Origin of the sequence: Acidovorax sp. LjRoot66, from assembly GCF_964253305.1 — a bacterium.
Lineage (GTDB): Bacteria > Pseudomonadota > Gammaproteobacteria > Burkholderiales > Burkholderiaceae_C > Acidovorax.
The window spans coordinates 159613-186187 of record NZ_CAXUQU020000001.1 but is presented as its reverse complement, the minus strand read 5'-3'; the positions used below and the strand labels follow the sequence as shown (position 1 = coordinate 186187).

General features: G+C 62.4%; 21 protein-coding genes and 1 pseudogene. 14 read left to right on the top strand and 8 right to left on the bottom strand.

Annotated features, from left to right (window positions below):
• Positions 1 to 33: 33 nt before the first annotated feature.
• The 4 genes from ACSQ3Y_RS00870 to ACSQ3Y_RS00855 form a co-directional block, all read right to left on the bottom strand.
• Complete coding sequence (locus ACSQ3Y_RS00870) at positions 34 to 1482, bottom strand: sensor histidine kinase N-terminal domain-containing protein (protein ID WP_436176128.1); 1449 nt, start codon at positions 1480 to 1482, stop codon at positions 34 to 36.
• Positions 1483 to 1519: 37 nt separating this feature from the next.
• Positions 1520 to 2194, bottom strand: coding sequence for a response regulator (locus tag ACSQ3Y_RS00865; RefSeq protein WP_007860685.1), 675 nt, complete (start codon positions 2192 to 2194; stop codon positions 1520 to 1522).
• 98 nt (positions 2195 to 2292) lie between these two features.
• A complete protein-coding gene (locus tag ACSQ3Y_RS00860) occupies positions 2293 to 3225 on the bottom strand; it encodes an N-formylglutamate amidohydrolase (protein ID WP_436176127.1) in 933 nt (310 codons plus the stop codon).
• Positions 3226 to 3345: 120 nt separating this feature from the next.
• Entirely contained in the window at positions 3346 to 4311 is a 966-nt protein-coding gene (locus tag ACSQ3Y_RS00855; RefSeq protein ID WP_436176126.1) for a tripartite tricarboxylate transporter substrate binding protein BugE, read from the bottom strand.
• Between the two features lie 108 nt (positions 4312 to 4419).
• On the opposite strand from ACSQ3Y_RS00855, the gene ACSQ3Y_RS00850 reads away from it, so the two are divergent.
• Complete coding sequence (locus ACSQ3Y_RS00850; protein ID WP_436176125.1) at positions 4420 to 5343, top strand: LysR substrate-binding domain-containing protein; 924 nt, start codon at positions 4420 to 4422, stop codon at positions 5341 to 5343.
• Between the two features lie 14 nt (positions 5344 to 5357).
• On the opposite strand, the gene ACSQ3Y_RS00845 is transcribed toward ACSQ3Y_RS00850, so the two are convergent.
• Positions 5358 to 5900, bottom strand: coding sequence for a MarR family winged helix-turn-helix transcriptional regulator (locus ACSQ3Y_RS00845; protein WP_436176124.1), 543 nt, complete (start codon positions 5898 to 5900; stop codon positions 5358 to 5360).
• A gap of 142 nt (positions 5901 to 6042) precedes the next feature.
• Here ACSQ3Y_RS00845 and recA point away from each other — a divergent pair, with 142 nt between their 5' ends.
• A complete protein-coding gene (recA, locus tag ACSQ3Y_RS00840) occupies positions 6043 to 7122 on the top strand; it encodes a recombinase RecA (RefSeq protein ID WP_057200604.1) in 1080 nt (359 codons plus the stop codon).
• A 146-nt stretch (positions 7123 to 7268) separates the two neighbouring features.
• Positions 7269 to 7727, top strand: a complete 459-nt coding sequence (recX, locus tag ACSQ3Y_RS00835; RefSeq protein ID WP_436176123.1) for a recombination regulator RecX — start codon at positions 7269 to 7271, stop codon at positions 7725 to 7727.
• A 10-nt stretch (positions 7728 to 7737) separates the two neighbouring features.
• Here recX and ACSQ3Y_RS00830 read toward each other — a convergent pair whose 3' ends face one another.
• Positions 7738 to 8775, bottom strand: a complete 1038-nt coding sequence (locus ACSQ3Y_RS00830; RefSeq protein ID WP_436176122.1) for a DUF4892 domain-containing protein — start codon at positions 8773 to 8775, stop codon at positions 7738 to 7740.
• Positions 8776 to 8887: 112 nt separating this feature from the next.
• Positions 8888 to 9820 carry an N-acetyl-gamma-glutamyl-phosphate reductase gene (gene argC, locus ACSQ3Y_RS00825; protein ID WP_436176121.1) on the bottom strand — a complete coding sequence of 311 codons (933 nt, stop codon included), beginning with the start codon at positions 9818 to 9820 and terminating at the stop codon, positions 8888 to 8890.
• Between the two features lie 193 nt (positions 9821 to 10013).
• On the opposite strand from argC, the gene sucC reads away from it, so the two are divergent.
• The 11 genes and pseudogenes from sucC to ACSQ3Y_RS00770 all read left to right on the top strand — a co-directional run bounded on the left by sucC (position 10014) and on the right by ACSQ3Y_RS00770 (position 23213).
• The gene (sucC, locus tag ACSQ3Y_RS00820) at positions 10014 to 11174 is read left to right on the top strand and encodes an ADP-forming succinate--CoA ligase subunit beta (RefSeq protein WP_057200608.1); all 1161 of its coding nucleotides are present in this window, start codon (positions 10014 to 10016) and stop codon (positions 11172 to 11174) included.
• A 15-nt stretch (positions 11175 to 11189) separates the two neighbouring features.
• Positions 11190 to 12086 carry a succinate--CoA ligase subunit alpha gene (sucD, locus tag ACSQ3Y_RS00815; RefSeq protein WP_010464520.1) on the top strand — a complete coding sequence of 299 codons (897 nt, stop codon included), beginning with the start codon at positions 11190 to 11192 and terminating at the stop codon, positions 12084 to 12086.
• 134 nt (positions 12087 to 12220) lie between these two features.
• Complete coding sequence (locus ACSQ3Y_RS00810; RefSeq protein ID WP_436176120.1) at positions 12221 to 12910, top strand: TerC family protein; 690 nt, start codon at positions 12221 to 12223, stop codon at positions 12908 to 12910.
• 143 nt (positions 12911 to 13053) lie between these two features.
• A complete protein-coding gene (locus ACSQ3Y_RS00805) occupies positions 13054 to 15720 on the top strand; it encodes a CHASE2 domain-containing serine/threonine-protein kinase (protein ID WP_436176119.1) in 2667 nt (888 codons plus the stop codon).
• A 19-nt stretch (positions 15721 to 15739) separates the two neighbouring features.
• Positions 15740 to 16528 carry a Stp1/IreP family PP2C-type Ser/Thr phosphatase gene (locus ACSQ3Y_RS00800; RefSeq protein ID WP_057200611.1) on the top strand — a complete coding sequence of 263 codons (789 nt, stop codon included), beginning with the start codon at positions 15740 to 15742 and terminating at the stop codon, positions 16526 to 16528.
• Between the two features lie 40 nt (positions 16529 to 16568).
• On the top strand, positions 16569 to 17225 hold the full coding sequence (locus ACSQ3Y_RS00795) for an FHA domain-containing protein (RefSeq protein ID WP_057200612.1): 657 nt from the start codon (positions 16569 to 16571) through the stop codon (positions 17223 to 17225).
• Between the two features lie 76 nt (positions 17226 to 17301).
• A complete protein-coding gene (locus ACSQ3Y_RS00790; protein ID WP_436176118.1) occupies positions 17302 to 19563 on the top strand; it encodes a CHASE2 domain-containing protein in 2262 nt (753 codons plus the stop codon).
• A gap of 65 nt (positions 19564 to 19628) precedes the next feature.
• Entirely contained in the window at positions 19629 to 20420 is a 792-nt protein-coding gene (locus ACSQ3Y_RS00785; RefSeq protein WP_436176117.1) for a 3',5'-cyclic-nucleotide phosphodiesterase, read from the top strand.
• A gap of 224 nt (positions 20421 to 20644) precedes the next feature.
• Positions 20645 to 21184, top strand: coding sequence for a pilin (locus ACSQ3Y_RS00780; RefSeq protein ID WP_436176116.1), 540 nt, complete (start codon positions 20645 to 20647; stop codon positions 21182 to 21184).
• A 74-nt stretch (positions 21185 to 21258) separates the two neighbouring features.
• Positions 21259 to 22029 carry a TfpX/TfpZ family type IV pilin accessory protein gene (locus ACSQ3Y_RS00775; protein WP_436176115.1) on the top strand — a complete coding sequence of 257 codons (771 nt, stop codon included), beginning with the start codon at positions 21259 to 21261 and terminating at the stop codon, positions 22027 to 22029.
• Positions 22030 to 22160: 131 nt separating this feature from the next.
• Positions 22161 to 23213: pseudogene (locus tag ACSQ3Y_RS00770) on the top strand (IS30 family transposase).
• A 309-nt stretch (positions 23214 to 23522) separates the two neighbouring features.
• Here ACSQ3Y_RS00770 and ACSQ3Y_RS00765 read toward each other — a convergent pair.
• On the bottom strand, positions 23523 to 26561 hold the full coding sequence (locus ACSQ3Y_RS00765) for a fused MFS/spermidine synthase (RefSeq protein WP_436176114.1): 3039 nt from the start codon (positions 26559 to 26561) through the stop codon (positions 23523 to 23525).
• Positions 26562 to 26575 lie beyond the last annotated feature (14 nt).

Genomic DNA, 26575 nt, shown 5'->3' with positions numbered 1-26575 from the left:
CCCGGCTGCTGCCTCGGGCCGATGGCCCTGGTTTCAGGCGGGCGCGTGCTCGCTGGCCGCAAAGCGCACGCTGAAGCGCGCCCCCGGCGGCTGCATACCCGGGTGGGCGTCTTCGAGCTGAACCTCGGCCCCGTGCTTGCGCGCGATCTCGAGCACGATGGGCAGGCCCAGGCCCGAGCCGTCCGCATCGCTGCCCAGCGCGCGGTAGAACGGCTGGAACACCAGGTCGCGCTCGGACTCGGGCACGCCCGGGCCCGAGTCCTCCACCTGCAGCAGCAGCACGCGGCCGAAGGTGTCGGCCAGCACGCGCGCGGTGACCACGCCAGGCCGGTCGGGTGCCGACGGGGTGTAGTTGAGCGCGTTGTCCACCAGGTTGCGCACCAACTCCTTGAGCAGGGTCGGGTTGCCGTCCACCCACACGCCGGGCGAGCCAGGCTCGGCGCCGTCGTAGCCCAGGTCGATGTGTTTTTCGAGCGCGCGCGGCACCGAGTCGCGCACTACTTCGATGGCCAGGCGCGCCAGGTCGCAGGGCTGGCGCGCAAAACCCACGCCGCTGCCTTCGGCGCGTGCCAGGGCCAGCAGCTGGTTGACGGTGTGCGTAGCGCGGATGCTGGAGCGGCCGATCTGCTGCAGCGAGCGCTTGAGTTCTTCGGTGCTGGTGCCCTCGCGTTGCGCCAGGTCGGCCTGCATGCGCAGGCCCGCCAGAGGCGTCTTGAGCTGGTGGGCGGCATCGGCCAAAAAGCGTTTTTGCGTGGCCAGCGAGTCGTGCAGGCGCGTGAGCAGGTCGTTCACCGAGGCGACCAGCGGCGCCACCTCCAGCGGCACGGTGCGGTCGTCCAGCGGCGAGAGGTCGTCGGGGTTGCGCGCACGGATGCGCTGCTCCAGCTGGTTCAGCGGCTGGATGCCGCGCGCCAGCGCCAGCCACACCAGCAGCACCGCCAGCGGCAAGATCACGAACTGCGGCAGCATCACGCCCTTGATGATCTCGGTGGCCAGCACGCTGCGCTTCTCACGGGTCTCGGCCACCTGCACCAGGGCCAGCGGGCTGTCCTTGAGGGCCAGGCGCACCCAGATGTAGGCCACGCGGATGTCGATGCCGCGCAGCTCGGCATCGCGCAGGCGCACCTCGCCGGGCATGGGCACTTCGTCGGAGGGGGGCGCTGGCAGTTCGCGCTCGCCCGAGAGGAACTCCCCGCCCACGCCCTTGACCTGGTAGTACACCACGTCGGAATCGTCGGCGCGCAGGATCTCGCTGGCGGGCTGGGGCAGGTTGAATTGCACCGTGCCCTTCTGCACCCCCACCAGCTGTGCCAGCGCGTGGGCGTTGTACTCCAGCGCGCGGTCGAAGGGCTTGTTGGCCAGGCCCTGGGCCACCAGCCAGGTCAGCGCCAGGCTTACGGGCCACAGCAGCAGCAGCGGGGTGAGCATCCAGTCCAGGATCTCGCCAAACAGGGAGCGCTGCTCGCGCTGGAAGATTTTCAAGGTGTAGGGTGAAGAGCTGCAAGTGCCGAGGGAAGGGTCAGCCTGGGATTTTTTCCAGACAGTAGCCCAGACCGCGCACCGTGGCAATGCGGATCGGGCCGCGTTCGATCTTCTTGCGCAGGCGGTGGATATACACCTCGATGGCGTTGTTGCTCACTTCCTCGCCCCACTCGCACAGGCGCTCGACCAACTGCTCCTTGCTGACCAGGCGCCCGGCGCGCTGCAGCAGCACCTCCAGCAGGCCGAGCTCGCGCGCCGACAGCTCCACCATCTTGCCGTCGATGGTGGCCACCCGGCCCGCCTGGTCGTACACCAGCGGGCCGTGCTTGATGGCGCTGCTGGTGCCACCCATGCCGCGGCGTGTGAGGGCGCGCACGCGCGCTTCCAGCTCCTGCAGGCTGAAGGGCTTGGCCATGTAGTCGTCGGCCCCGAAATCCAGGCCCTTGACGCGCTCCTCCACGCTGTCGGCGGCGGTGAGGATGAGCACCGGCAGCGCCGAGCCGCGGCTGCGCAGCTTCTTGAGCACTTCCAGCCCATGCATGCGCGGCAGGCCCAGGTCCAGGATCAGCAGGTCGAACTCGTTGTTGGTCAGCAGCGCGGCATCGGCCTCGCTGCCGCTGGCCACATGGTCCACCACGGCGCCGGAGCTGCGCAAGGTGCGCAGCAGGCCATCGGCCAGCACCTGGTCGTCTTCGGCGATGAGAATGCGCATGCGGGTGTCTCCTGGTGGGTGGCATCAGTCTGGTGCTGAGCCTCCCTGGATTCTAGGCGCGCACCGCGTCCAGGGCCTTGCGGCCAGATTGCGCCGGATCAGCCGCGCGGGTCGTATGCCAGCAGCCGGTCCACCAGGGCGCGCAGGTCGGCGCGCAGCCGCGCCATGCCCTCGGGGTGCTGGGCCAGGGTGGTCTCGTCCATGTAGAGCTTGCGGTTGATCTCCAGCTGGATGCTGTGGCGCTGGCCGGCAGGGTTGCTGTAGCGGCGCACCAGCTCCACGCCCTTGTAGGGGTGGTTGTATTCCACGCTGTAGCCGCGCTCGCGCAGGTGCTCGCACACCAGGGCCGAGAGCGCCGGGTCGGCGGTCGTGCCGTCGCGGTCGCCGACCACGAAATCGGCATGCACCAGGCCCGGGAAGTCGGTGGCGTGGCTGGCCGCCACGGCGGGCATGGAGTGGCAGTTGATGTGGATGCTGTAGCCGTGACGGGCGTGCGCGGCGGCGATGGCCTGCTGCACGGCGCCGTGGTAGGGCCGCCAGCAGCGGTCGATGCGCTCTTGCACCTCGTCCACGCCCAGCAGCCGGTTGTAGATGGGCTCGCCCTCGTCGGTGAACTTCCAGATCAGGCCCTTGCCCAGGCGCACCTTGGAGAGCACGCGCGGGTCGGTGGAGATGGGGTCGGTCCACTCACCGTCGAGCAGCGTGGTGTCGAGTTCGGTGGTGTCGCGGTTGGCATCCAGGTAGATGCGGGGAAAGTGGGCTTCCACCCAGGCCACGCCCAGCGCGGGGGCGAAGTCGTAGATCTTCTCGACATGGGTGTCTTCGGCGCGGCGCAGTGTGGGCAGGTCGCAGGCGGATCCGAAGTCGTCGGGGTAGCGGGTGCCGCTGTGCGGCGAGTCGAGCACCAGGGCGGTGGTGCCGGGCAGGTAGGTGAAGGTTGCCGCAGGCGCCAGCGGGGTGCCGGGGGAGCCGGTGGCACCGGGCTGGGCCTGCTGGAATCGTCGGTTGATCAGTTTCAAAGCGGCATGCATAGGCAGAGTGTGCGCAATAAGGGGCGGCTGGCCTAGCCGCCCGGACCGGTTGGAGACCATGGTTATCCCTGAGATGGTCTCCCCAGCTGTGGCCGCCGGGCCCGCAGGCCCGGTGTGGTGTCAATCGAGCGCGATCTTGGCGTAGGCCGCCACGCGCTTCATCTTGTCGATCTCGCGCACCAACTGGGCCGAGAACTCCTTGGGCGTGGTGCCCGAGGGGTACAGGCCCTGGCCGGCCAGGCGCTCACGCACGGCGGGCTCCTGCAGTGCCTGTGCCACGGCCTGCTGGATGCGGTCCACGGCAGCGGGGGGCGTGCCTGCGGGGGCCACCAGGCCGAACCACGAGGGATCGTTGTTGTTGGCAAAGCCGAGCTGGGCGTAGGTGGGGACGTCCGGCAGCACGTCAAGCCGCGTGGGCCACGAGACCGCCAGCGCCTTGAGCTTGCCCGACTTGATGTGCGGCAGCGACGAGGCCACCTGGTCGAAATACACGGCCACCTGGCCGGCCAGCACGTCGTTGATGGCCGGGCCTGCACCACGGTAGGGGATGTGCACCATGGAGGTGCCCGTGCTGCTCTTGAACAGCTCGCCCCACATGTGGCCGATGGTGCCGTTGCCGGGCGTCGCGAACGACACCTTGCCGGGGTTGGCCTTGAGGTACTTCACCAGGTCGGCGAAGTCCTTCACGGGCAGTGCGGCGGGGTTCACCACGACCACGCCGGGGGCCTTGACGATCTCGGTCACGCCCACGAAGTCCTTGAGCGGGTTGTAGGGCAGCTTGCTGTAGACGGCGGGATTCACACCGTGGGTGGACAGGGTGGCCACGCCCAGCGTGAGGCCGTCGGCCGGGGCGCGCGCCACTTCGGCCATGCCGATCGAGCCGCCTGCGCCGGCACGGTTGTCCAGCACCACAGGCTGCTTGAGGATGCGGGTGAGCGACTCCTGCAGGGCGCGCACGGTGATGTCGGTGGCGCCGCCGGGTGGAAAGGGCACGACGATGCGCAGGGGCTTGCCTTCTTGCGCAAAGGACATTCCAGGAATGAAAGATGCAGCAGCCAGGGTGGTGAGCAGGTGACGGCGTTTCATGTGCGGTTTTCCTATGAAGGGGGTTTGAGATTAAATGATCCGGTGCCCACTACCAAGCAATGGATGTGCCTGATAACATTCCAATATGGAATGATTTGAGAACTTACTATGTCTTCTCTTCGACGCCTCTCCCCACCCTTGCATCTTCTGCGTGCCTTTTCCACCGTGACCCGGTTCGGCGGCGTTTCGCGCGCGGCCGGGGCCCTGCACCTGACGCAAAGCGCGGTGAGCAAGCAGGTCAAGGAGCTGGAGGGCTGGGTGGGTGTGCCGCTGTTCGAGCGCAGCCGCAAGCGCCTGGCGCTCACGCCCGCCGGGGAGCGCTACGAAAAGGCCGTGCGGGCCGTGCTGGCCCAGCTCGAAGCCGCAACGCTGGAGCTGATCACCAGCGACGACGGCGGCGGCGCGCTGCACCTGTCGAGCCTGCCTACCTTCGCTGCCAAGTGGCTCATCCCGCGGCTGCCGCAGTTCCAGCAGCAGCACCCGCAGGTCACGCTGCACTTCGTGCCCTACGTGCACAGCTACAACTTCGAGCGGCCCGAACTCGACTGCGCCATCCTCTTCGGCGATGGTCACTGGCCCGGTGCACACGCCCACTACCTCACGGGCCAGGACGTGGCGTTGATCGCACCGCGCACCCGTGTGGCGGACTGGGCCATCGACAGCCCGCGCGACGTGGCGCGCCACACCTTGCTGCGCCACGTCACGGTGCCCGAGGCCTGGCTGCGCTGGAGCGAAACGCATGGGGTGCAGGGGCTCAATCCGCTGGCCGGCCCGCAGTTCGACCAGTTCCAATCGATGATCCGCGCGGTGATGGCCGGCATGGGCCTGGCGCTGGTGCCGCGCTGCCTGGTGCAGGACGAGATCACCAGCGGGCTGGTGCGCGAACCGCTGCCCGGATGCGGCTACCAGAGCGAGGTCGGTTATTGGTTCTGCTACCCCGAGGGGCGCAACCAGCTGCAGACCCTGCAGCAGTTCCGCCAATGGCTGCTGGCCTGTGCCGAACCTTCGGGCATGCCCACGCCACCTGCCTGAACAGGTTCCTGTCCTCAGCCCCTGGCGCTGTCCCTGCGGCTGGCGCCGTCACCCGTCGTGTCGCCACTGGCGTAGGCTTCCAGCCCGATGGCCACCACCGTGGCCACGTCCCTGCCCACCTCGGCCCGGAACTCGGCTTCGGCCTGGGCCACCGCATCGCGAAAGGCCTGCAGCCAGGCCAGGCCGGTGGGCGTGAAGCACACGCGCCGCGCGCGTGCATCCAGCGGGTCCGCCTCGCGCGTGACCAGGCCCCAGGCCTCGCACTGGTCCACCAGGGTGGCCATGGCCTGCTTGGTCATGCCGGCACGCTGGGCTAGGTCGGTCAGGCGGTCGCCCTGCAGCGCCAGGTGGCGCGTGATGTGCACGTGCGCCGCGCTCACCTGGTCGCGCGCCGCCAGGTTGGACAGGGCCAGCGGCACCTCCACATTGCGCGCCATGAGCTGCAGCACCCGGGCATCGAAGCGGCGCATGGCGTGGCCGAGCAGGCGGCCCAGGTGGGTCTGGCGCCAGCCGTCTTCCATCGGAGTGGATGCGGCAAGGGACGAAGAATCAGGCATGCAGTATTGTCAGGCAAACTGACTAAATAGTGCATTGATGGGATTCAATGGCTCGCATAAACTACTGTTCAAGCATCCAGCCTGTAGTTAATTGCAGACGAAGTGCAAACACCCAACCCGTTGTTTCTCAAGGAGTTTTCTCATGGACGTCGCAGTCAAAGGCACCAACCCCGCCCTCCCCGTCAACACCGAAAAGGCCAAGGCGCTGGCGGCTGCGCTCGCCCAGATCGAGAAGCAGTTCGGCAAGGGCACCATCATGCGCCTAGGCGAAGGCGAGGTGATCGAGGACATCCAGGTCGTCTCCACCGGCTCGCTGGGTCTGGACATCGCACTGGGCGTGGGCGGCCTGCCGCGCGGCCGTGTGGTCGAGATTTACGGCCCGGAATCCTCGGGCAAGACCACGCTCACGCTACAGGTGATTGCCGAAATGCAAAAGCAGGGTGGCACCTGCGCCTTCGTGGACGCCGAGCACGCCCTGGACGTGCAGTACGCCCAGAAGCTGGGTGTGCAGCTGTCCGACCTGCTGATCAGCCAGCCCGACACCGGCGAGCAGGCCCTGGAAATCGTGGACAGCCTGGTGCGCTCGGGCGCCGTGGACCTGATCGTCATCGACTCGGTCGCCGCACTCACGCCCAAGGCCGAAATCGAAGGCGAAATGGGCGATGCCCTGCCCGGCCTGCAGGCCCGCCTGATGAGCCAGGCACTGCGCAAACTGACGGCCACGATCAAGAAGACCAATTGCATGGTCATCTTCATCAACCAGATCCGCATGAAGATCGGTGTGATGTTCGGCAGCCCCGAAACCACCACCGGGGGCAATGCGCTCAAGTTCTACGCCTCGGTGCGCCTCGATATCCGCCGCACCGGCACCATCAAGAAGGGCGACGAAGCCATCGGCAACGAGACCAAGGTCAAGGTGGTCAAGAACAAGGTGAGCCCCCCCTTCAAGACGGCCGAGTTCGACATCCTCTTTGGCGAGGGCATCAGCCGTGAGGGCGAGATCATCGACATGGGCGTGACCGCCAAGATCGTCGAGAAGTCGGGTGCCTGGTATGCCTACAACGGCGAGAAGATCGGCCAGGGCCGTGACAACGCGCGCGAATTCCTGCGCGAGAACCCCGACCTCGCCCGCGAGATCGAGAACAAGGTGCGTGAAGGCCTGGGCATTGCGCTCCTGCCCGACGCACTGCAGGCGGCGGCCCCGGCTGCATCCGAAGAGTGATGCATTGAGCATCGCCAGGCAAAGGCTGTCATCGGCAGCCTTTGCCGCAGACGATGGCGGCCATCGCTCCTGCACGGAGCGGTGGCCGTTGTCGTTTGCGACTTCGCCGTCCCATCCACCTGTCGTTCACCTGCGGATCGAAACCCATGGGCTTTGCCACCCTTTCCCTCAAAGGCCGCGCACTGCGGCTGCTGGGCCAGCGCGAGCATTCACGCGCCGAACTGCTGCGCAAGCTGCGCCCGCATGTGCAGGAGGGCGAGGACCTGGATGCGGTGCTGGCCGAACTGGAGGAGAAGGACTTCATCAGCGAGGAGCGCGTGGTGGCCTCGGTCGTGAACCTGCGTGCCGGCCGCATGGGTGCTGCGCGCATCCGCCAGGAGCTGCAGGCCAAGGGCGTGGGCGGCGAGGTGGTGCAGCAGGCCCTGGCGCAGTTGCAGCACACGGAATTGGCGCGCGCCCGCGAGGTGTGGCGCCGCCGCTTCGGCGAGCCAGCGGCCGATCCGCAGGGGCGTGCCAAGCAGGTGCGATTCTTGATGGCGCGGGGCTTTTCAGGGGACGTGGTGCACCGGGTGATACGGGGTGCTGCTGAAGACGACGAGGCCTGAGCCGGCGGGCTCACTGCAATACAAGTTCGACGCGCCGATTCTTGGCGCGCCCGGCATCCGAGCCGTTGGAAGCCACCGGCGCCAGGCTGGCCACCCCGTTGGCGGTGAGCCGGTCGCGGGCAATGCCGTAGTCCCTGGCCAGCGCTGCGGCCACGGCATCGGCGCGGCGGCGGCTCAGGTCGATGTTGGCAGGCAGGTTGCCGGCGTTGTCGGTATGGCCCACCACATGGAGCTTCAGGCCGGCCTGTTGCTTGAGCAACGCGCCGATCTGGTCCAGCGAGGCCTTGCTGTCAGGCTTGATGTCCGCCTTGCCGGTGTCGAACAGGATGCCGTAGATGGCGACCTTGCCGTTGGCATCGAGCCCCTTGGCGATCTCGCTGGAGGACATCGTTTCCATCTGCTGTTCGCGCGCCTTGGGCTCCACGCGCACCACGGTGATGGTGGTGCGCTTCTGGAACTCTTTCTCGTCGCAGTAGGCCGACGTGATGTCGGGGTTCCAGGTCATCACCGCCATGCCCGCCCCGGTGGCCTTGTTGTCGAGCAGCGCGTAGCGCAGGTCGGCCAGGGTGCCCGAAGCGCAGGCGGCGGGGCTGTTGTCGCCCACCTTGCCGGCCCAGCCGCCGGGCAGCAGCGAGCGCGGCAGGCTGTAGGCAAAGATGTTGGAGCCGCCGCAGGCATCGCCTGCGCATTCGAAGGCGGTCTCGAAGCCGGCGGCCTTGAGCTCCTGCTGGTAGCCGCGCAACACTTCGAGCGAGGAGCGGCCGGCGGGCGCCACATACTGCAGCGCGGTGCGCTGGCCGGCGCGGTCCAGGCTGCGGGGCGCCACCAGCTTGTCGTCGCTCTGGCTGACCACCTTGGCGGCGGGGAAACGCAGTTCATCGTAGGCGGCGTCATCGCGGTACAGCAGCACCGCGCCGGCGTAGCGCTTGAGCCCTGCGGGATCGGTCAGGCCCTTGATGTCCTGTGCCGGCACCCGGGTCTGGGCCGAGGCGGGCCCTGCCAGTGTGGCCACCAGGGCCGCAGCCATCCACCATGGAGATGTCTTCATGCCAGCCCTTTCGCTCACCGGGGCAAGGGCCCGGTGTGGCGAGATTATGGGTAGCGGGGTGCCGTGCACGCCATGGCGCGGGCCGTGCCTGGCCCGCCCGGCGTGCAGAAAATCACAGACCCAGCATGAGCTTGAGGTTCTGCACTGCGGCGCCGCTGGCACCCTTGCCCAGGTTGTCGAGGCGCGCCACCAGCACCGCGTGGCGGTAGGTCTCGTTGGCGAACACGCGCAACTCCAGCTTGTTGCTGTTGTTGAGCGCCAGGGCATCGAGCTTGCCGTCGGCCGTGGCGGGCAGCACGCTGACCCACTGCTCGGGGGTGTTGCTCTTGGCGTAGTGTGCGGCCAGGGCGTCGTGCAGGTCGCTTGCCTTGGGCGCGCCGGGGAGGGTATCGAGGTGCAGGGGCAGTTGTACCAGCATGCCCTGCTCGAAGTTGCCCACCGAGGGCACGAAGATGGGCCGGCGGGTGATGCCGGCGTAGTGCATGATCTCCGGCAGGTGCTTGTGCGCCAGACCCAGGGCGTACAGCTCGAACAGCGGCGCTTCGCCCTTTTGGTAGGCCTCGATCATGGTGCGCCCGCCACCCGAATAGCCACTCACCGAGGGCAGCGCCAGGGGAAAGTCGGCGGGAACCAGCCCGGCATCGACCAGGGGGCGTAGCAGCGCGATGGCGCCGGTGGCATAGCAGCCGGGGTTGGCCACGCGGTTCGCGGCTGCCACGGCCTCGGGCTGGCCGGCGGCCAGCTCGGGGAAACCGAAAACCCAGCCGGGCGCGGTGCGGTGTGCGGTGCTCGCGTCGATGATCTTGATCTTGCGGCCGGTGGATTGCTCGATGCCGTCCACCATGGCCACGGTGTCGCGCGCGGCGTCGTCGTGCAGGCACAGAACGACCAAGTCCACGCCCGCGATCAGGTCGCGCTTGGCAGCCGGGTCCTTGCGCAATTCGGGTGCAATGCTGACCAGCTCGACCTCGGGCATGGCCTGCAGGCGTTCACGGATCTGCAGGCCCGTGGTGCCGGCTTCGCCATCGATAAAGACTCTGGACATGGGGTGCTCCTGCTGGTCTGGCAGCGTGGACTGCCGGGGGTAAGAATGGATGGACGCCAATGCTGTACGTGTTAGGCACAGGGGATGGTGCGTCGCAGCATGATACAGTCGCCGGTTGCCATGTCCCAAGCCCGCGGCCAGACAACTGTTCATGGTAAACGGGTAACTACCACCCTTCCCTGAGAGAGACCTCATGAAGATTCACGAATACCAAGGCAAGGAAATCTTGCGCAATTTTGGTGTGCCCGTTCCGCGTGGCATTCCCGCGTTCACGGTGCAAGAAGCCGTCGAAGCAGCCCAGAAACTCGGCGGCCCCGTGTGGGTCGTCAAGGCCCAGATCCACGCCGGTGGCCGTGGCAAGGGCGGCGGCGTCAAGGTCGCCAAGACCATTGACGACGTCAAGCGCATTTCTGGCGAAATTCTGGGCATGCAGCTCAAGACGCACCAGACCGGCCCCGAAGGCCAGAAGGTCCGCCGCCTGTACATCGAAGACGGCGCCGACATCAAGAACGAACTGTACGTCTCGCTGGTCACCGACCGCGGCACGCAGAAGGTAGCGCTGATCGCTTCGAGCGAAGGCGGCATGGACATCGAGGAAGTGGCCCACTCCACGCCCGAGAAGATCATCACCGAGATGATCGATCCCCTGACCGGCATCACCGTCGAGCAAAGCAAGAAGGTTGCCGCAGCCATTGGCCTGACCGGCGCTTCCATCGACCAGGCCGTAGACATCTTCGCGAAGATCTACAAGTGCTACATGGACACCGATGCGTCGCTGGTGGAAATCAACCCGCTGAACTGCGACTCCAAGGGCAACCTGATGGCACTGGACGCGAAGTTCAACTTCGACGCCAACGCGCTGTTCCGTCATCCTGAAATCGTGGCCTTCCGCGATCTGGACGAAGAAGATCCGGCCGAAGTGGAAGCCTCCAAGTTCGACCTGGCCTACATCAGCCTGGACGGCAACATCGGTTGCCTGGTCAACGGCGCCGGCCTGGCCATGGCCACCATGGACACCATCAAGCTGTTCGGCGGCGAGCCGGCCAACTTCCTGGACGTGGGCGGCGGTGCCACCCCCGAGAAGGTCACCGAAGCCTTCAAGATCATGCTCAAGAACCCCAAGGTCGAAGGCATCCTGGTCAACATCTTCGGCGGCATCATGAAGTGCGACACCATCGCCACCGGCGTGATCACGGCCTGCAAGGCCGTGAACCTGAACGTGCCGCTGGTCGTGCGCATGAAGGGCACCAACGAAGAGCTGGGCAAGAAGATGCTGGCCGAGTCCGGCCTGCCCATCATCGCCGCAGACACCATGGCCGAAGCTGCGACCAAGATCGTTGCTGCCGTCAAGTAAGCCCGGAGAACACACATGTCGATCTACATCAACAAAGACACCAAGGTCATCACCCAGGGCATCACGGGCAAGACCGGCCAGTTCCACACTGAAAAGTGCCAGGAATACGCGAACGGCAAGAATGCCTTCGTGGCGGGCGTGAACCCCAAGAAGGCCGGCGAGTCGATCTTCAACATCCCGATCTACGCCTCCGTCAAGGAAGCCGCATCGCAGACCGGCGCCACCGTGTCGGTGATCTACGTGCCGCCCGCAGGCGCTGCTGCCGCCATCTGGGAAGCCGTCGAGGCCGACCTGGACCTGGCCATCTGCATCACCGAAGGTATCCCGGTGCGCGACATGCTCGAAGTGCGCAACAAGATGAAGGCCAAGGAAGCCGCCGGCGGCAAGCGCACGCTGCTGCTGGGCCCCAACTGCCCCGGCCTGATCACGCCCGACGAAATCAAGATCGGCATCATGCCCGGCCACATCCACCGCAAGGGCCGCATCGGCGTCGTGAGCCGCTCCGGCACGCTGACGTACGAAGCCGTGGCCATGCTGACCGAAGTGGGCCTGGGCCAATCGAGCGCCGTGGGCATTGGTGGCGACCCCATCAATGGCCTGAAGCACATCGACGTGATGAAGGCTTTCAACGACGATCCGGACACCGATGCCGTGATCATGATCGGCGAAATCGGCGGACCCGATGAAGCCGAAGCCGCCCAGTGGTGCAAGGCCAACATGAAGAAGCCTATCGTGGGCTTCATCGCTGGCGTGACGGCGCCTCCCGGCAAGCGCATGGGCCACGCAGGCGCGCTGATCTCCGGTGGTGCCGACACGGCCGATGCCAAGCTGGCCATCATGGAAGAGTCCGGCTTCATCATCACGCGCAACCCCTCGGAACTGGGCAAGCTGCTCAAGGCCCAGCTGAAGTAAGCACACCCGTCCGTAAGCACAATTACGGACGCATCGGGCGCAAGTGCCCGATACACTGGCCGCTCCAAAAAAAGAAGCGCCCGGAACCCCGGTTCCGGGCGCTTCTTGCATTCATAACAGTGGAGTCATCGACAATGGAATTTCTGCAAGGTGCCGACTTCTGGATCGGCCTGATCAAGATCGTCTGGATCAACATCATCCTCTCGGGTGACAACGCGGTGGTGATCGCCCTGGCGGCACGCTCGCTACCCCCTGAGCAGCAACGCAAGGCAGTGTTCTGGGGCTCCGGCGCAGCGGTGGTGCTGCGCGTGCTGCTCACAGTGGTGGCAGCCAAGCTGCTGGCCCTGTCCTTCCTGCAGATCGTGGGCGGTTGCCTGCTGCTGTGGATCGGCTTCCAGCTGCTCAGCGAAAGCGACGAGGACGAAGGCGAATCCAAGACCTATGGCAGCCTGATGGCTGCCGTGCGTACCATTCTGATGGCCGACCTGGTCATGAGCCTGGACAATGTGATCGCCGTGGCTGCAGCGGCCCAGGGCAGCACCACGCTGCTGGTGCTGGGCCTGGCCATCAGCATTCCGCTGGTGGTGTTCGGCAGCACGATGATGATCAAGCTGATGGAGCGTTTCCCGGTGATCGTGGTGCTGGGCGCGGCCCTCATTGGCTGGGTGGCGGGCGAGACCATCGCTGGCGATACGGCACTGCAGGGCCTGGTGGCGGCGCATCCTTCGCTGCACTATGTGGCTGCGGCATTGGGCGCCATTCTGGTGGTGGGCGGTGGCAAGCTCTGGCAGCGCCGCGCCAGCCGCGCGGCCGCCTCGACCTGACAAAAATGGCACTTGCAGCGCCGAGCGTTGCGTGCCAGCGACAAGAACGGCAGGCAAGGGCCGCGACCATGGGGTCTGGGGCACGCCAAGGGCCGCCCGGGGCCGGGCTTAGAAATTGCTTCTAAAGGTATCTCATTACCTCCGTGGATCGATTGCAAGTGGGCAGAACAACATCGGGACAGCAGCTGGTTTGGTGGCGTACCGATGGCTTTGTCTGCGCACTGGTGGCCGCCGTCGTGGTGGCCGTGGCCAGCGCGATGGGCTGGGTGCACCGGCTGGATCTGGCCATGTACGACGCCGCCGTCGGCAGCACGTCGGCCGAGCCCGCTGCAGACCTGGCGGTTGTCGGCATCGATGACCGCAGCTTCAAGACCCTGGGGCCCTGGCCCTGGCAGCCCGAGGTCCACGCCCGTTTCGTAGACCAGCTCACGGCCGCCGGCGCCCGGGCCATCGTCTACACCATGCCGCTGCCGGAAACGCCGGCCCGCCCCTTGCCCCTTCCTGCTCCCGCCGTGTCTGGCGAGCCACAGGCGGCTGGCGTGCCTGGCGCGGACAGCGCCGCCCTGTCGGGCGATGCGCGGCTGGCTGCGAGCATGCAGCGCGCAGGCAACGTGGTGCTGGTGTCGCAGTATGCGGCGACCGGCCCTGCCACACCGCTGCCGCCGTATGTGCGCCGCAGCGCGCTGGCCAATCCGGGCGAGCATGCCGTGCCTGCGGCCTCGGGGCGGCATCCCCCCGCGGTCCTGGGTGCGGCGGCATCTGCCATTGGCCACCTGCAGCTGGACTCTGACCCCGACGGTGTGCTGCGCCAGATGCCTCTGCTGCTGGCGCATGACAGCGCCGCAGCGCCATCGGTCGCGCTGTTGACGGTGCTGCGCAGCCTGCAACTGGGCGCGTCCGATCTGCGCCTGCAGGCCGCTGCGCCCTGGTTGCGGCTGGGCAGCCTGGGCATTGCGACCGACAGTACGTCGGTGCTGCGGCCCCTGTTCCATGCGCCGGAAGGCGGCCAGCCGGTGTTTGCCCGGACCGCGTTCGCACAGGTGCTGTCTCCGGCAGGCGCCTCCGGCTTCCAGGGCAAGACCGTGCTGGTGGGTTTCACTTCGGCCGCACAGGCGCCGCCCCTGGCAACGCCAGGCGGCCAGTCGCTGTACCCGGTGGAGGTGCTGGCGCAGATGGTGTCGACCATCCGCCAGGGCCATGCCGTGACGGCGCCGGATTGGGCGCTGCCGGTGGCCTGGCTGGCGATCGTGGCGGCAGTGCTGTACTTGGCGTTGGCGTTGCCGCAGGTGAGTGCACTGGCCGGCTTGACCGTGAGCATGGCCTTGCTGCTGGCACTGGCCGGGGCCCAGTGGCTGGCACTGGAGCACGCGCTGATCTCCTTCTCGCTGCTGGGGGCTGCGCTGGTGGTGGCTGTGGGTCAGGCCGCCATGCTGGCGCTGAAGCTGCGCGGTGGCGGGGGCGCCTCCCGCACGAAGTCTGCCGAGGCAGCCGAGTCCAAGCGCATGCTGGGCTTGGCGCTGCATGGCCAGGGCAAGCTGGAGCAGGCGTTCGAGCACTTTCGCCGCCTGCCGATGACCGAGGCCCTCAAGGACAACCTGTACCACCTGGCACAGGATTTTGAGCGCAAGCGCAACTACGCCATGGCCAAACTGGTGTACGAGCGCATCCTGCGCCACGACAGGCAGTACAAGGACGCCAAGACCCGCTACCGGAAGATGCGCGCCCGGGCCAAGTCGGCTTCGGGCCAGCCCGACACGGCGCCGCCACCGAGTTCGGCACCGATGCCCATGCCCAGCGTACCGGCCACGCCGCGCCTGCCGGGCGACGCGACCATCGGTCTGCCCATGCTGGGCCGCTACGAAATCACCAAGGAGCTCGGCAAGGGTTCCATGGGCGTGGTGTACCTGGGGCGCGATCCGAAGATCGGCCGCATGGTGGCCATCAAGACGCTGGCCCTGGGACAGGAGTTCGAGGGCGACGGGCTGATCGACGCCCGTGCGCGCTTCTTTCGCGAGGCCGAGACGGCGGGGCGCCTGCAGCATCCCTACATCGTGACCATCTTCGATGCGGGCGAGGAGCACGACCTGGCCTATATCTCCATGGAGTTCCTCAAGGGGACGGACCTGTCGCCCTTCTGCAAGGAGGGCAACCTGCTGCCGGTGCCGCTGGCGCTGTCGGTGGCGGCCCGCGTGGCCGAGGCGCTCGACTATGCCCATGCCAACCAGGTGGTGCACCGCGACATCAAGCCGGCCAACGTCATGTTCGACGCGGCGACCGATGCGGTCAAGGTGACCGACTTCGGCATTGCGCGCATCACCGATTCCAGCAAGACCCGCACGGGGCTGGTACTGGGCACACCGAGCTTCATGTCGCCCGAACAGCTGGCGGGCAAGAAGGTGGACGGGCGCTCGGACCTGTATTCGCTGGGCGTGACGCTGTTCCAGATGCTCACCGGCTCGTTGCCGCTGCGCGGAGCCTCCATGCCCGAGCTGATGCACAAGATTGCCAGCGTGCCAGCGCCCGACGTGCGCACCCTGCGGCCCGAGCTGTCGGCCGAGGTGGCCGAGGTGGTGGCGCTGTCGATGATGAAGCGTCCCGAGGCGCGTTACCAGACAGGGCGCCAGTTTGCAGCCGAGATCCGCCGTGCGCTGGCGGCGCTGGCAGCCGCTGAAACCGGCCCAAACCAGCGGACAGTCGTCTATGATGCGGCTCGCAAGGCAACACGGAACGACATGGCGGACTTTCAGGAAACAGTGACGGAATATCCTGCACAGAGGGACTCTTCGCTGCCGCCATCCAGCGCCCGATGAGGCCTGTGCCGCTTTATCCATGAATTACGATTTTTTTGCGCGCACCGATCGGGGGCGGGTGCGCAGCAACAACGAAGACGCCGTCGCGATCGACCGGGATGCCCAACTGGCCATCCTGGCCGATGGCATGGGGGGCTACAACGCAGGCGAAGTCGCCAGCGGCATGGCCACCACCTTCATCCGTACGGAAATGGCCCGCTGGCTGTCCCAGGCCGGCAGTACCCCCCAGGCGACGGATGTGCGCCGGGCGCTCGAAATCTGCGTGGAAAACGCCAACCATGCCATTTTGGGGGCGTCGCTTTCGAACCCGCAGTACGCCGGCATGGGGACCACGCTGGTGGCGGGCATCTTCCAGGGATCCCGGCTGATTCTTGGGCACATCGGCGATTCACGCTGCTACCGCCTGCGCGGCGGAGTGCTGCAGCAGATCACGCGTGACCACTCGTGGCTGCAGGAGCAGGTGGATGCCGGCATCCTCACGCCGCACCAGGCGGCGATCTCCTCGAACCGCAACCTGGTCACCCGCGCTCTGGGCGTGGAGCCCAATGTGCTCATGGAAGTCAATGAATTCCAGGTGGCGCCGCACGACCTGTTCCTGATGTGCTCGGACGGGCTCACGGACATGGTGTCCGATGCCGATCTGGCGGAGATGGTGCGTGCATCCCTCCCGCTGGAGGAAAAAACCACATTGCTTATTGATACCGCCAATGCACACGGCGGTCGTGATAACGTTAGCGTACTGCTGGTACAGGCCGGTGCGGGGGGCAAGAAGCGCAGCCTGATGTCCCGCCTGCTGGGTGCTGCATGACGGTGCCGGCCCATAACAAATCTCAAATCAGGAGTGGATCATGCCCAGAATGATCGTTTCGATTGACGGCGTCGTCATCAAGGAAGTTCAGTTGACCAAGGACCGCACCACCCTTGGACGCAGGCCGTACAACGATATCGTGATCGACAACCTGGCGGTGAGCGGCGAGCACGCGATCTTCCACATGGTCGGGAATGACGTCGAGATCGAGGACTTGGGCAGCACCAACGGCACCTACGTGAATGCCAAGGCCGTCAAGCGCCAGGAGCTGCGCAATGGCGATACGGTGGAAGTGGGCAAGTACAAGATCCGCTTCCTGCACGAGGCCGAGGGCGAGAATTTCGAGAAGACCATGATCTTCAAGCCCGGCATGGTGCCGCCGCTGGGCGCCGTATCGCGCCCGGCAGGGCTGCCGGGTGCCCCGCCACCCGCACCGATCACGGCGGTGATCAAGGTCATGTCCGGCGCAGCCGCAGGGCGCGAGGTCTCGCTGCTCAAGGTGGTGACCACCATTGGCAAGCCGGGCGTTGCCGTGGCCTCCATCACCAAGCGCCACCACGGCTTCGTGCTGGCGCATGTGGAAGGCCCGGACATGCCGCTGCTCAACGGCTCGGCCATCGGGCTGTCGCCGGTGCCGCTCAAGCACGGCGACAAGCTGGAGCTGGCCGGCACCGAGATGCAGTTCGAGCAGACCTGACGGGCGCGCTGTGCCGCTTGCCTGGCTCGGCCCCTTGTCCGCAAAGCGCCGGGCGCCACCGAGCTGAGCCATTCTGATGCGCCCCCGGACTGGCTCCTGGTTGGCGCGCCGCTGGCGCCGCATCGCCGTCACGCTGTTGCCACTGCTGTTCGCCCTGCTTCACGTGGGTGGGGTCCTGCACCTGCAGGTGCTCGAGCGGTTGGAAAACATCATCTACGACACCCGCCTGCGCGCCACCATGCCGGGCACGATGGACGAGCGCATCACCATCGTCGACATCGACGAGCGGAGCCTGGAACGCATCGGGCAGTGGCCCTGGGGCCGGGACAAGATGGCCCGCTTCGCACGCGAGCTGCTGGAGCGCCAACAGGTTTCCGTGCTCGGCTTTGACGTGGTCTTTGCCGAGCCTGACGGCAGTTCAGGACTGGCCAGCCTGCAGCGGCTGGCGCAGGGGCCGTTGCAAGGGAATTCCGGGTTTGCCGAACAATTGGCGCAGCTGTCGCCGCAGCTGGACTACGACGCCTTGTTTGCACAGTCGCTGCAGGGCCGGCCCGTGGTGCTGGGCTACTATTTCACGAGCGATCGGGACGGACAGGCCCGTGGAGTCCTGCCCGAACCTGCCCTGCCCCTGGAGCGGCTGCGCGGCAAGCCCCTGAGAGCCACGTCCTGGCAGGGCCATGGCAGCAATATCGGAGCGCTGGCACGGGCGGCGCCTGCAGCGGGCTTTTTCAATTCCATCACCGACCCCGACGGGGTTGTGCGCTCCCTGCCTCTGCTGGCTGAGTTCCAGGGCCGTTATTACGAATCGCTGGCCTTGGCGATGCTGCGTGTGGCGACGGGCGTGAGGGACTTGGACCCAGTCTATGCGTCGTCGGAATTCGATCACGACGTGTTGCAGGGCATCCTGCTGCGCCAAGGCCAGAGCTTGATCCGGTTGCCGGTCGATCCCAATCTGGCGACGCTGGTGCCCTACCGCGGCCCTGGTGACGTTACCGGTGGCTCGTTTCGCTATATCTCCGCCAGTGATGTGCTGGAGGGGCGCTTGCCGCAAGGCAGCCTGAAGGGCCAGTTGGTGCTGGTAGGGTCAACGGCGCCAGGCTTGGTCGATCTGCGTGTGACGCCCGTGGGGCGAACTTATCCCGGTGTGGAGACGCATGCCAATCTGCTGTCCGCCTTCCTGGACGGCGCGAATGTGCTCCAGCCAGACTACGCCACCGATTTCGATGTTCTGCAGCTCGTGGCAACGGGCCTGTTGCTGGCATTCTCATTGCCCTTGCTGACGGCAGGCTGGGCCGTTCTGCTCAGCGCGGGGGTGTTTGCTGGGCTGGTGGGGCTGAATCTCTGGCTGTACCAGTCGCATGGCCTGGTGATGCCTCTGGCGACCGCCCTGGTACTGGCACTGTCCGCTTTCACGCTGAACATGGTCTACGGGTACTTTGTGGAGAGCCGCTCCAAGCGGGAGCTCGCTGCCCTGTTCGGCACCTACGTGCCTCCAGAACTGGTGGACGAGATGCTCAAGGAGCCCGAACGCTACACCATGGATGCCGCCAACCAGGAACTGACTGTGATGTTCTGCGACATGCGTGGCTTCACTGCGCTGTCTGAACGCATGGAGCCCCTTCAACTGCAGGCCCTGCTCAATGGCGTGTTCAGCCGCCTGACCCAGATCATCCGTGGCCGCCGCCAGGGAACCATCGACAAGTACATGGGAGATTGCGTGATGGCCTTCTGGGGCGCACCCGTGGCCACCCCCGGGCACGCCGAATCGGCCGTGGCAGCGGCGCTGGACATGACCCGGGCGATCACCCAGCTCAACGAAGAGCACCGCAGCAAGGGCTTGCCGGAGATCGGCGTGGGCATCGGCCTGAACACCGGCACCATGTGCGTGGGGGACATGGGCTCGGACATCCGACGCAGCTACACGGTGATCGGCGACGCCGTCAACCTGGGCTCCCGTCTGGAAGGGCTGTCCAAGACCTACGGCGTGACCATGGTGGTCAGCGACACCACCCGTGCCATGGCCCCGGGATTCATCTGGCAGGAGCTGGACCGCGTGCGCGTCAAGGGCAAAGCCCAGGCCGTCACCATCTACACGCCCGTGGGCACGGCGGCCGAGCCGCTGTCGCCCGAGCGGGAGCAGCAACTGGCCCTGTGGCACCAGTTCCTCGCCACTTACCGGGCCCAGGAATGGGATGCATGTGCCCTGCTTTTGCAGAATTTGAAGGCGTTACAACCTGCGAGCATCCTGTATTCGCTGTATGCCGGTCGTATGGAGGCCCTGCGGGTGTTACCCTTCCAGCGGGACTGGGATGGTGCTACCCAATTCGATACCAAGTAGCCGGCAGACGCAAACGAACAACAGACAGCCAGAAGAGACAGACGGAACAAACAGGACTGCATGACATGAAGGTTCGCGTACTGGGGTGCTCCGGGGCCATTGCCAAAGATTGCCGGACCACCTCCTTCCTGGTCAACGACAACATCCTCATTGATGCAGGAACGGGGGTGGGCGACCTGGCGCTGGACGAAATGCGGCGCATCGATCATGTGTTCCTCACGCATTCGCACCTGGACCATATCGCTGCGCTGCCGTTGATGCTGGATGCGGTGTCGTCGCTGCGCAGCAGCCCGGTGCAGGTGCACGCGCTGCCCGGCACCATCGCCGCCCTGCAGGCCCATGTGTTCAACAACGTCATCTGGCCGGACTTCAGCAGCATTCCCACCTCCGACCAGCCGTTTCTGCAGTACCAGACGATCTCGGTAGGGGAGCGCCTGCAGGTGGAGGGCGTTCTCCTGGAGGTTATGCCGGCCGTGCATACGGTGCCCGCTGTGGGCTATGCGGTGGCCGGAACCACCGGCTGGTGGGTATTCAGCGGCGATACCGGCCGCAACCCCGACTTCTGGCAACGCGTCAATGCCATGCCCGTCACCATGCTGGTCATCGAAACCGCCTTCAGCAACCGCGAAACCGCCCTGGCCCAGCGCAGCCTGCACCTGTCACCCCACACCCTGGCCCAGGAACTGGCGCAACTGACGCCCGGCAAGCGCTGCCCCATCTACATCACCCATACCAAGCCGTCGGAGACCGACCTGATCATGGAGGAAATCCGCCGCTTCGACCAGAGTGCGGGGCTGCGGGGGGCCGCTCCGCATGACATTTATTGGCTCAAGGCAGGGGACGAGTTCGAGTTCTGACGAGTGTGTTGCAGGTTGTGACGTTTGTGATGTGACAAGAATGTCGTCCAGGGGTTCCAAGGGATGGCCAGGCAACACTTCGGGGACAATTGACCCATTTGGGGGAGGGGTTCAGACGCTGTGTAGTCAGCTTGGCGGGGTGGCACGGAACCTGCTCAGGGAAAAGTAGCCTGGAGAAATTTTCGACAGGTGTTCACTTGCAACCGACTCCCAGGAGAATTTATATGAAGCGTTTCATGCAAAAGGGCTTTACCCTTATCGAACTGATGATCGTTGTTGCGATTATCGGTATTTTGGCCGCTGTGGCACTTCCTGCCTACCAAGACTACACCGTGCGCACCCGCGTGACGGAAGGTTTGAACCTGGCTCAGGGTGCCAAGAACATGATTGCCACCGATGGCACCAGCACCGCAGAATTGGCTAATGTTGTTACCACTTGGAATGCTCAGAATGCTGGCACCGGTGCCAATTCCAAGTTTGTTAACAAGGTTTTGATTGGTGCAGGCGGTCCCATCACTATCACCTACAATCCCACCTCTACTGGTGTGGCTGCAGCGGCAAACACGCTGGTGGTTGCTCCATATGTTCGTTCTGCAGCAGCTGGTACTTCGATCACTCTGGCCGCAGCATTGACTGCTGGAACCAGTGGTGCTTTGGATTGGGCATGTGCGTCTACGACTCAAGTGTCTGCAACGAATGCCAAGATGGCGGGTGTTCCAGCAGGTACTCTGCTGGCAAAGTACGCTCCTGCTACCTGCCGTTGATCCGGTAGACTAGCCTCTCCGGAGGCTTTAAAGAAAGAGAGTGCTCCTGCACTCTTTTTTTTTGGAGAATGATAATGGCATTGGATTTGGATCGCTGGAGATTTGCCGCTCGAGTGGCCGGCTGGCATTTGGTAATGAGCGTATTGATTGTAGGTTCGGCTGCGGCACTCATCTTTTTCGGCTGGTATCCCGGACCCTTCCGTCAAATTTTCGATTTGCAAATCGTTGTTGGTATCTTGGTCATCGTAGATCTGGTATGTGGGCCGGCACTCAATTTTCTGCTCAGCAATCCTCGAAAAACCCGCATTGCATTGCGGATTGATTGGGTGACGATTGCAATCATACAGATGTCCGCATTGCTCTATGGTGTTTATTCAGTTTCTGAAGGACGTCCAGTTATGGTGGTATTTGAAATAGACAGATTTGTTGTGGTTACAGCGGCTGAAATAAATAGCCAAGATCTTGATGCCGCGCCGTTCGAATTTCAAAAATTGCCATCAATTGGTTTCAAATTGGCGGGAACTAGGTTGCCTAAAGATAATAATGAATTTATTATTAGCATTGAGCAGTCTCTTCAAGGGGTAGAGCCCAGTGCTCGACCCAATTGGTGGATCGCATATCAAGATGCGTTGCCTAAAATATCGCAGGCAGCAAAGCCGTTAGAAGAACTTTTGCAACGCAAGCCAACCACAAAGCATGCGTTGGAAATTGCAGTAATAAAAACGGGAAAAGAACTTGGCGAGCTACGATATCTGCCTTTGACCAGTCGTAAAAGTAAGGAGTGGATAGTATTACTGGATCGAACGGCTTATCCGGTAGGGTATGCTCCAGTCGATGGATTCTAATGGGAGTTAACCTATAATTGATTTGGCATTCCTTCTCAGCCAAAAGAAGAGCTGTTGGATTTGAGGTGGGCTCTATTACCGGGCGGATTCAAATCTGAAGTGCAACACCTGCCAACCTGTAAGGTCCGCAGATGCACAACTCCTCCCGTTTCAGCCACTACAGCCAGCTGCAGCCCGAAGACCGAGTCACCATTGCCAGCCTGAAGTAGCAGAATTTCAGCGTGCGGGCCATCGCAAGGCAACTGCTGCGCTCACCGGCCACCATCAGCCGGGAGCTGGTGCGCAACGGCCATCCATCGGGCCATCCATCGGACTATGGCAGCGTCAAGGCGCAGAGTCTTTGCCTGCAGCGCAGGCGCGCTGGTAGGCCCGCAGTCAAGCTGCACGCTGACTCCATCCTGTGGGCCCTGGTGGGCCATTTGCTGCGGCTTCACTGGTCGCCCGAGCAGATTGCCCTGACACTGGCACGCTTGCATCCCAAAGGCCATAAGCACCGAGTGTCACACGAGACCATCTACAACTGCATCTATGCCATGCCCGTGGGCGAGCTGCGCAAAGAACTGATCGCCACCTTGCGGCACGCCCACAACAAGCGCGTGCCGCGCAGCAAGGGCAAGGACCGCAGGGTCCAGATCCCGGACATGCTGAGCATCCATGTGCGTTCTCCAGAGATCGAAGACCGCCAGTACCCCGGGCACTGGGAAGGCGACTTGATCAAGGGCGAAGGCAATGCCAGTGCAGTAGGGACGTTGGTGGAGCGCACCAGCCGATTGGTCATGCTGGTCAAGCTCCCTGAGTTCAAGCCGGCCGGTGCTGCCAACGTCTTGCAGGGCTTCACGGACAAGCTGCTGGGCATGGCGCAGCCGATGAGACTGAGCATCACGTACGACCAGGGCAGGGAGATGAGCATGCACAAGAAGCTCAGCGAGCACACCGGCATAGCGGTGTACTTCTGCGACCCGCACAGCCCCTGGCAAAGGGGCTCCAACGAGAACATGAATGGCCTGGTGCGCCAGTACCTGCCCAAGGGGACCGCCCTGAGCATCTACAGCCAGCAGCAACTCGATGCGATAGCCGATGAGATCAACAACCGTCCCAGAAAGGCGCTGGGGGTACGATCATCGTTGGCCGTGTACCGCGAGTTGCTGATCAACAACCCGCAGCACTCCACTCTTGTTCATTGAAATCCAGGGTGTTGCGCTTCGCTTTTGAATCCGCCCCGCTATTGACAAGCGAGAAATGCTAAGTCAAAAGGCGAAAGCCTGCGGCGGGCGAGTTTATACAAATGGTCCAGATCGATTTTAGCGTAGACTAATCAAGAAAACATAGCACTGAGACATCGGTGCTGCTAGACGTGCTGATAAAGCAGTCCCGAGCAAGCACTCGATTTGTTCGAAACAAGCGTGATTGTGCTCGCGTTGCAAGACATCATTGATTAAAAAATCGCCGCATTAGGTGATTGCTATCATAAACGGCGATTGTGGATAAAATGATTAATTCAATTGCTTTTGCTTGGTGTATTCGATAGCAATCGACTGAAGAAGCATACGCTGCAGACCATAATGTCCTACAGGAGTGACCTGTCCACCGAAGGACTTTTCTGCTGCCACAACATCGTCCCAGCGCTCTTGATGCGCAAGGCCAAGCAATAAATTAGAAAGAGCGATAGGGCCAAACTCTCCCTTAAGAACTTGGTCTGCTGGTAATTTCTCAAACCAAAGTTTGCCTTGTAATTCCATTTGCGAATAGTCTCGTCTGGCTACAGCATCAAGGAGTGAAAATACACGAGTGAATTCTTCAGGGATATTTTTGCATTTAAGCCAAGAATGCCCTATCCAGACGCCTTGCAGAGCATCGGGGGGCAAAAGGGCTATCGTCAAATCTGCTACTTCCCGCATTCGTGTTGCTACTGTGTAACGCTCAATTTCACTCCAACTATTTTTGCAGATAGATGCAGAAATATCTTTGAGTAAGGTCGCAGGATCTAAAGCCGATCTTGTGCTCAACCCCTGCATGAGATGCTCAGTTGGTTCCCCTTTCAATTCGGCCGCCAAAGCGCGCGCTCTTCGCGTCATCATCTCGGGAACGAAGTGATTTAATCGAGTCGTAGGCGTGGAACTTGAAAGGGGCTTTCTAATGTTAAGAGCTTCAAGCATTGGCGCTGCATGCGTGGGCAAGCTTGTAAATGCCTCCGCCTGCTTGCTTTTATAACGCGTTTTAGGCGCATTTAGGCCAAGGATAGGAGAATAATCGGAATTTACTGGCCTGTTACTATAAAGACGACCTAGGCCGCGTACTATCCGTCCATCTCCAATCTGTCGAAAAGAAAATTGATCCTGACTGGCTATTCCAAGTCGAGCCAGCTCCGCAGCCAGTGGTCCTTTAAGTAAACGATGAAGCTCGGCTTTAGGTACAGGACCTTTGGGGCTGGCAATTATCAGGAGATCTGAAAAATTTGAAAGCCAGGCTGAATAATCTTCAAATGCTGGGGTCATTGCATTGAGAATAGATCCAACTAATGGCTCGTCAATTTCGTATAGCTGAACCCACTGAACAAATAATCCGCCCTCGTTAAGGTGGCGAGGTATGAACTCATAAAATTCTTTGGAAAAAAGTGAACCGACCCCTGAAATCCAGGGGTTGGATGGCTCGGAAATTATTAAGTCATATTTCTCTTTTTGGCCTGCAAAGTGCGCTTTTGCATCATCAATGACAATATTCGAACGAGGGTCTTCGTAGGCGCGGGCTACACGGGGCCCAAATGCTCGGGCACCCTGAATCATCGCTTCCTCGATTTCTATAGTATCCACCTTTTCGAGGCGGCTATCTCCAAGAAGTGTATGCGTTGTCAAGCCAGAACCAAAACCTATAACGCCAACCCGTTTAGGTGACTCAAGCATTGAAAGCGGCAGAGCTGCGGCAAGAGCCATTGTGGGTTCATCAAGGCGGGGAGCCTCATCTTTTCTCAAAGAAAGAGCTGCATCAATTTTTCCATTGGTAGCAATTTGAATTCCGCCGTCTGATGCCTCTGTTACAGAAATACTTGCCGTCTTTCCATCTCGATAATAGATGACCTTCATGTCATTATCTATCATGGATTTTCCGTGGCGAAATACCCCAGAGGCAAGTTTCATGGGGTCAAATGGAATACGCACTGCAATCATCAGTGCTACTGCAGATAAAGCCAATGCCATGCCAAACCGTAATAAGGATCCTTTATTGGTTGCCTGCATTCTCAATAGTGCTAGACCAATGGCCAGATCAATTATGGCGGCAATGCAAAGGGTGAGCTTTAAACCAACAATGGGAATAAATAAATGAATTGCCGAAAAGACTCCAACGATTGAACCCAAAGTATTCCACGCATAGACTCTGCCAATTGCTCGCTCGCCTTGACCTTCTCTAAGAAGAGCAATTGTAAATAGTGGCAAGGTAGTGCCGGCAAAAAAAGCTGCTGGCAGCATGATTGCAATGGAAATCGCCGCCGTTCCAGCATTAAAAAGAACATAGCCCCCATCGGTCTTCGCAAGGGATTCAATTAACCAACCCACCCATTCGAATGCGTTGGCATACACAGCTAAGGAGGCAAGAGCCGCGACTCCCATTCCAATCTGCATCATACCAACAAGCCGCAATGGTGAGTCAGTTCTATCGGCTTGATTTCGCACCCACAATCCACCAAATGCTATTCCAGCAATAAAAGAAGCGAGCATTAGTTCGAAAGCATGCATTGTGCTGCCCACAGCCATGCTCAGCATACGAATCCAAACGATCTCGTAAATAAACGATGCAGCACCCGAAAGAGCAGTGCCGAAAAGTACAACACGCAAGAGCGAATTGCGACTAATTCTATCTTCAGGTTGAGAAACGCCTGCTTTTACATTCAAAATCACTGGTTCTGGTTCACGTGCCAACCACCATGCAAGAGCTGCAACCACAAAATTTAATAGTGCAGCAGCTATCATTGCACCCTGCAAACCTATCCAGGGAAGAAGAATAAAAACGGCAGCTAGAGCACCGACTGCTGCACCGATACTGTTAGTAAAATAGAGACCACCCAAAAGGCTACCATCACGTCCGGGAAATCTACGTATCAATCCACCACTCATAAGTGGGAAGGTCATCCCCAGTAAAATCGTTTGTGGCAAAATTAAAATTGCAGCCACCACCCAACGCAGGGAATTAATGGCTAATGGGGATGTGACGGCGGGTATTAATGTGTCGTAACTAAATTCCGTTACATTGATGAACGCATAATGAAAGGCCAAGCCAAAAACTCCAATTATTATTTCAATAATTGCATAGCCTCGGATGAGATTGCGCCATTTCTGACCTGCACGAGCTATCCATGAAGCACCTGCTGCCATGCCACCCATAAATATCGCCAAAACCAATGCCTGAGCATAGGCGGCATGCCCAAGAAATAATCCGAGATAATGAGACCAAATTGATTGATATATTAGTCCTGCAAATCCAGATAAGACAAAAATTGCGAGCAACCAAGCTCGATATCGGTATTTTTCTACTGTCACAGATAATATCTCCA

Coding starts and splice junctions, on each gene's coding strand:
- sucD (WP_010464520.1), top strand. CDS start 11,190: ATGTCGATCTACATCAACAAAGACACCAAGGTCATCACCCAGGGCATC.
- argC (WP_436176121.1), bottom strand. CDS start 9,820: ATGTCCAGAGTCTTTATCGATGGCGAAGCCGGCACCACGGGCCTGCAG.
- ACSQ3Y_RS00785 (WP_436176117.1), top strand. CDS start 19,629: ATGAAGGTTCGCGTACTGGGGTGCTCCGGGGCCATTGCCAAAGATTGC.
- ACSQ3Y_RS00830 (WP_436176122.1), bottom strand. CDS start 8,775: ATGAAGACATCTCCATGGTGGATGGCTGCGGCCCTGGTGGCCACACTG.
- sucC (WP_057200608.1), top strand. CDS start 10,014: ATGAAGATTCACGAATACCAAGGCAAGGAAATCTTGCGCAATTTTGGT.
- ACSQ3Y_RS00790 (WP_436176118.1), top strand. CDS start 17,302: ATGCGCCCCCGGACTGGCTCCTGGTTGGCGCGCCGCTGGCGCCGCATC.
- recX (WP_436176123.1), top strand. CDS start 7,269: ATGGGCTTTGCCACCCTTTCCCTCAAAGGCCGCGCACTGCGGCTGCTG.
- ACSQ3Y_RS00850 (WP_436176125.1), top strand. CDS start 4,420: ATGTCTTCTCTTCGACGCCTCTCCCCACCCTTGCATCTTCTGCGTGCC.
- ACSQ3Y_RS00800 (WP_057200611.1), top strand. CDS start 15,740: ATGAATTACGATTTTTTTGCGCGCACCGATCGGGGGCGGGTGCGCAGC.
- ACSQ3Y_RS00865 (WP_007860685.1), bottom strand. CDS start 2,194: ATGCGCATTCTCATCGCCGAAGACGACCAGGTGCTGGCCGATGGCCTG.
- ACSQ3Y_RS00775 (WP_436176115.1), top strand. CDS start 21,259: ATGGCATTGGATTTGGATCGCTGGAGATTTGCCGCTCGAGTGGCCGGC.
- ACSQ3Y_RS00795 (WP_057200612.1), top strand. CDS start 16,569: ATGCCCAGAATGATCGTTTCGATTGACGGCGTCGTCATCAAGGAAGTT.
- ACSQ3Y_RS00780 (WP_436176116.1), top strand. CDS start 20,645: ATGAAGCGTTTCATGCAAAAGGGCTTTACCCTTATCGAACTGATGATC.
- ACSQ3Y_RS00855 (WP_436176126.1), bottom strand. CDS start 4,311: ATGAAACGCCGTCACCTGCTCACCACCCTGGCTGCTGCATCTTTCATT.
- ACSQ3Y_RS00845 (WP_436176124.1), bottom strand. CDS start 5,900: ATGCCTGATTCTTCGTCCCTTGCCGCATCCACTCCGATGGAAGACGGC.
- recA (WP_057200604.1), top strand. CDS start 6,043: ATGGACGTCGCAGTCAAAGGCACCAACCCCGCCCTCCCCGTCAACACC.
- ACSQ3Y_RS00860 (WP_436176127.1), bottom strand. CDS start 3,225: ATGCATGCCGCTTTGAAACTGATCAACCGACGATTCCAGCAGGCCCAG.
- ACSQ3Y_RS00810 (WP_436176120.1), top strand. CDS start 12,221: ATGGAATTTCTGCAAGGTGCCGACTTCTGGATCGGCCTGATCAAGATC.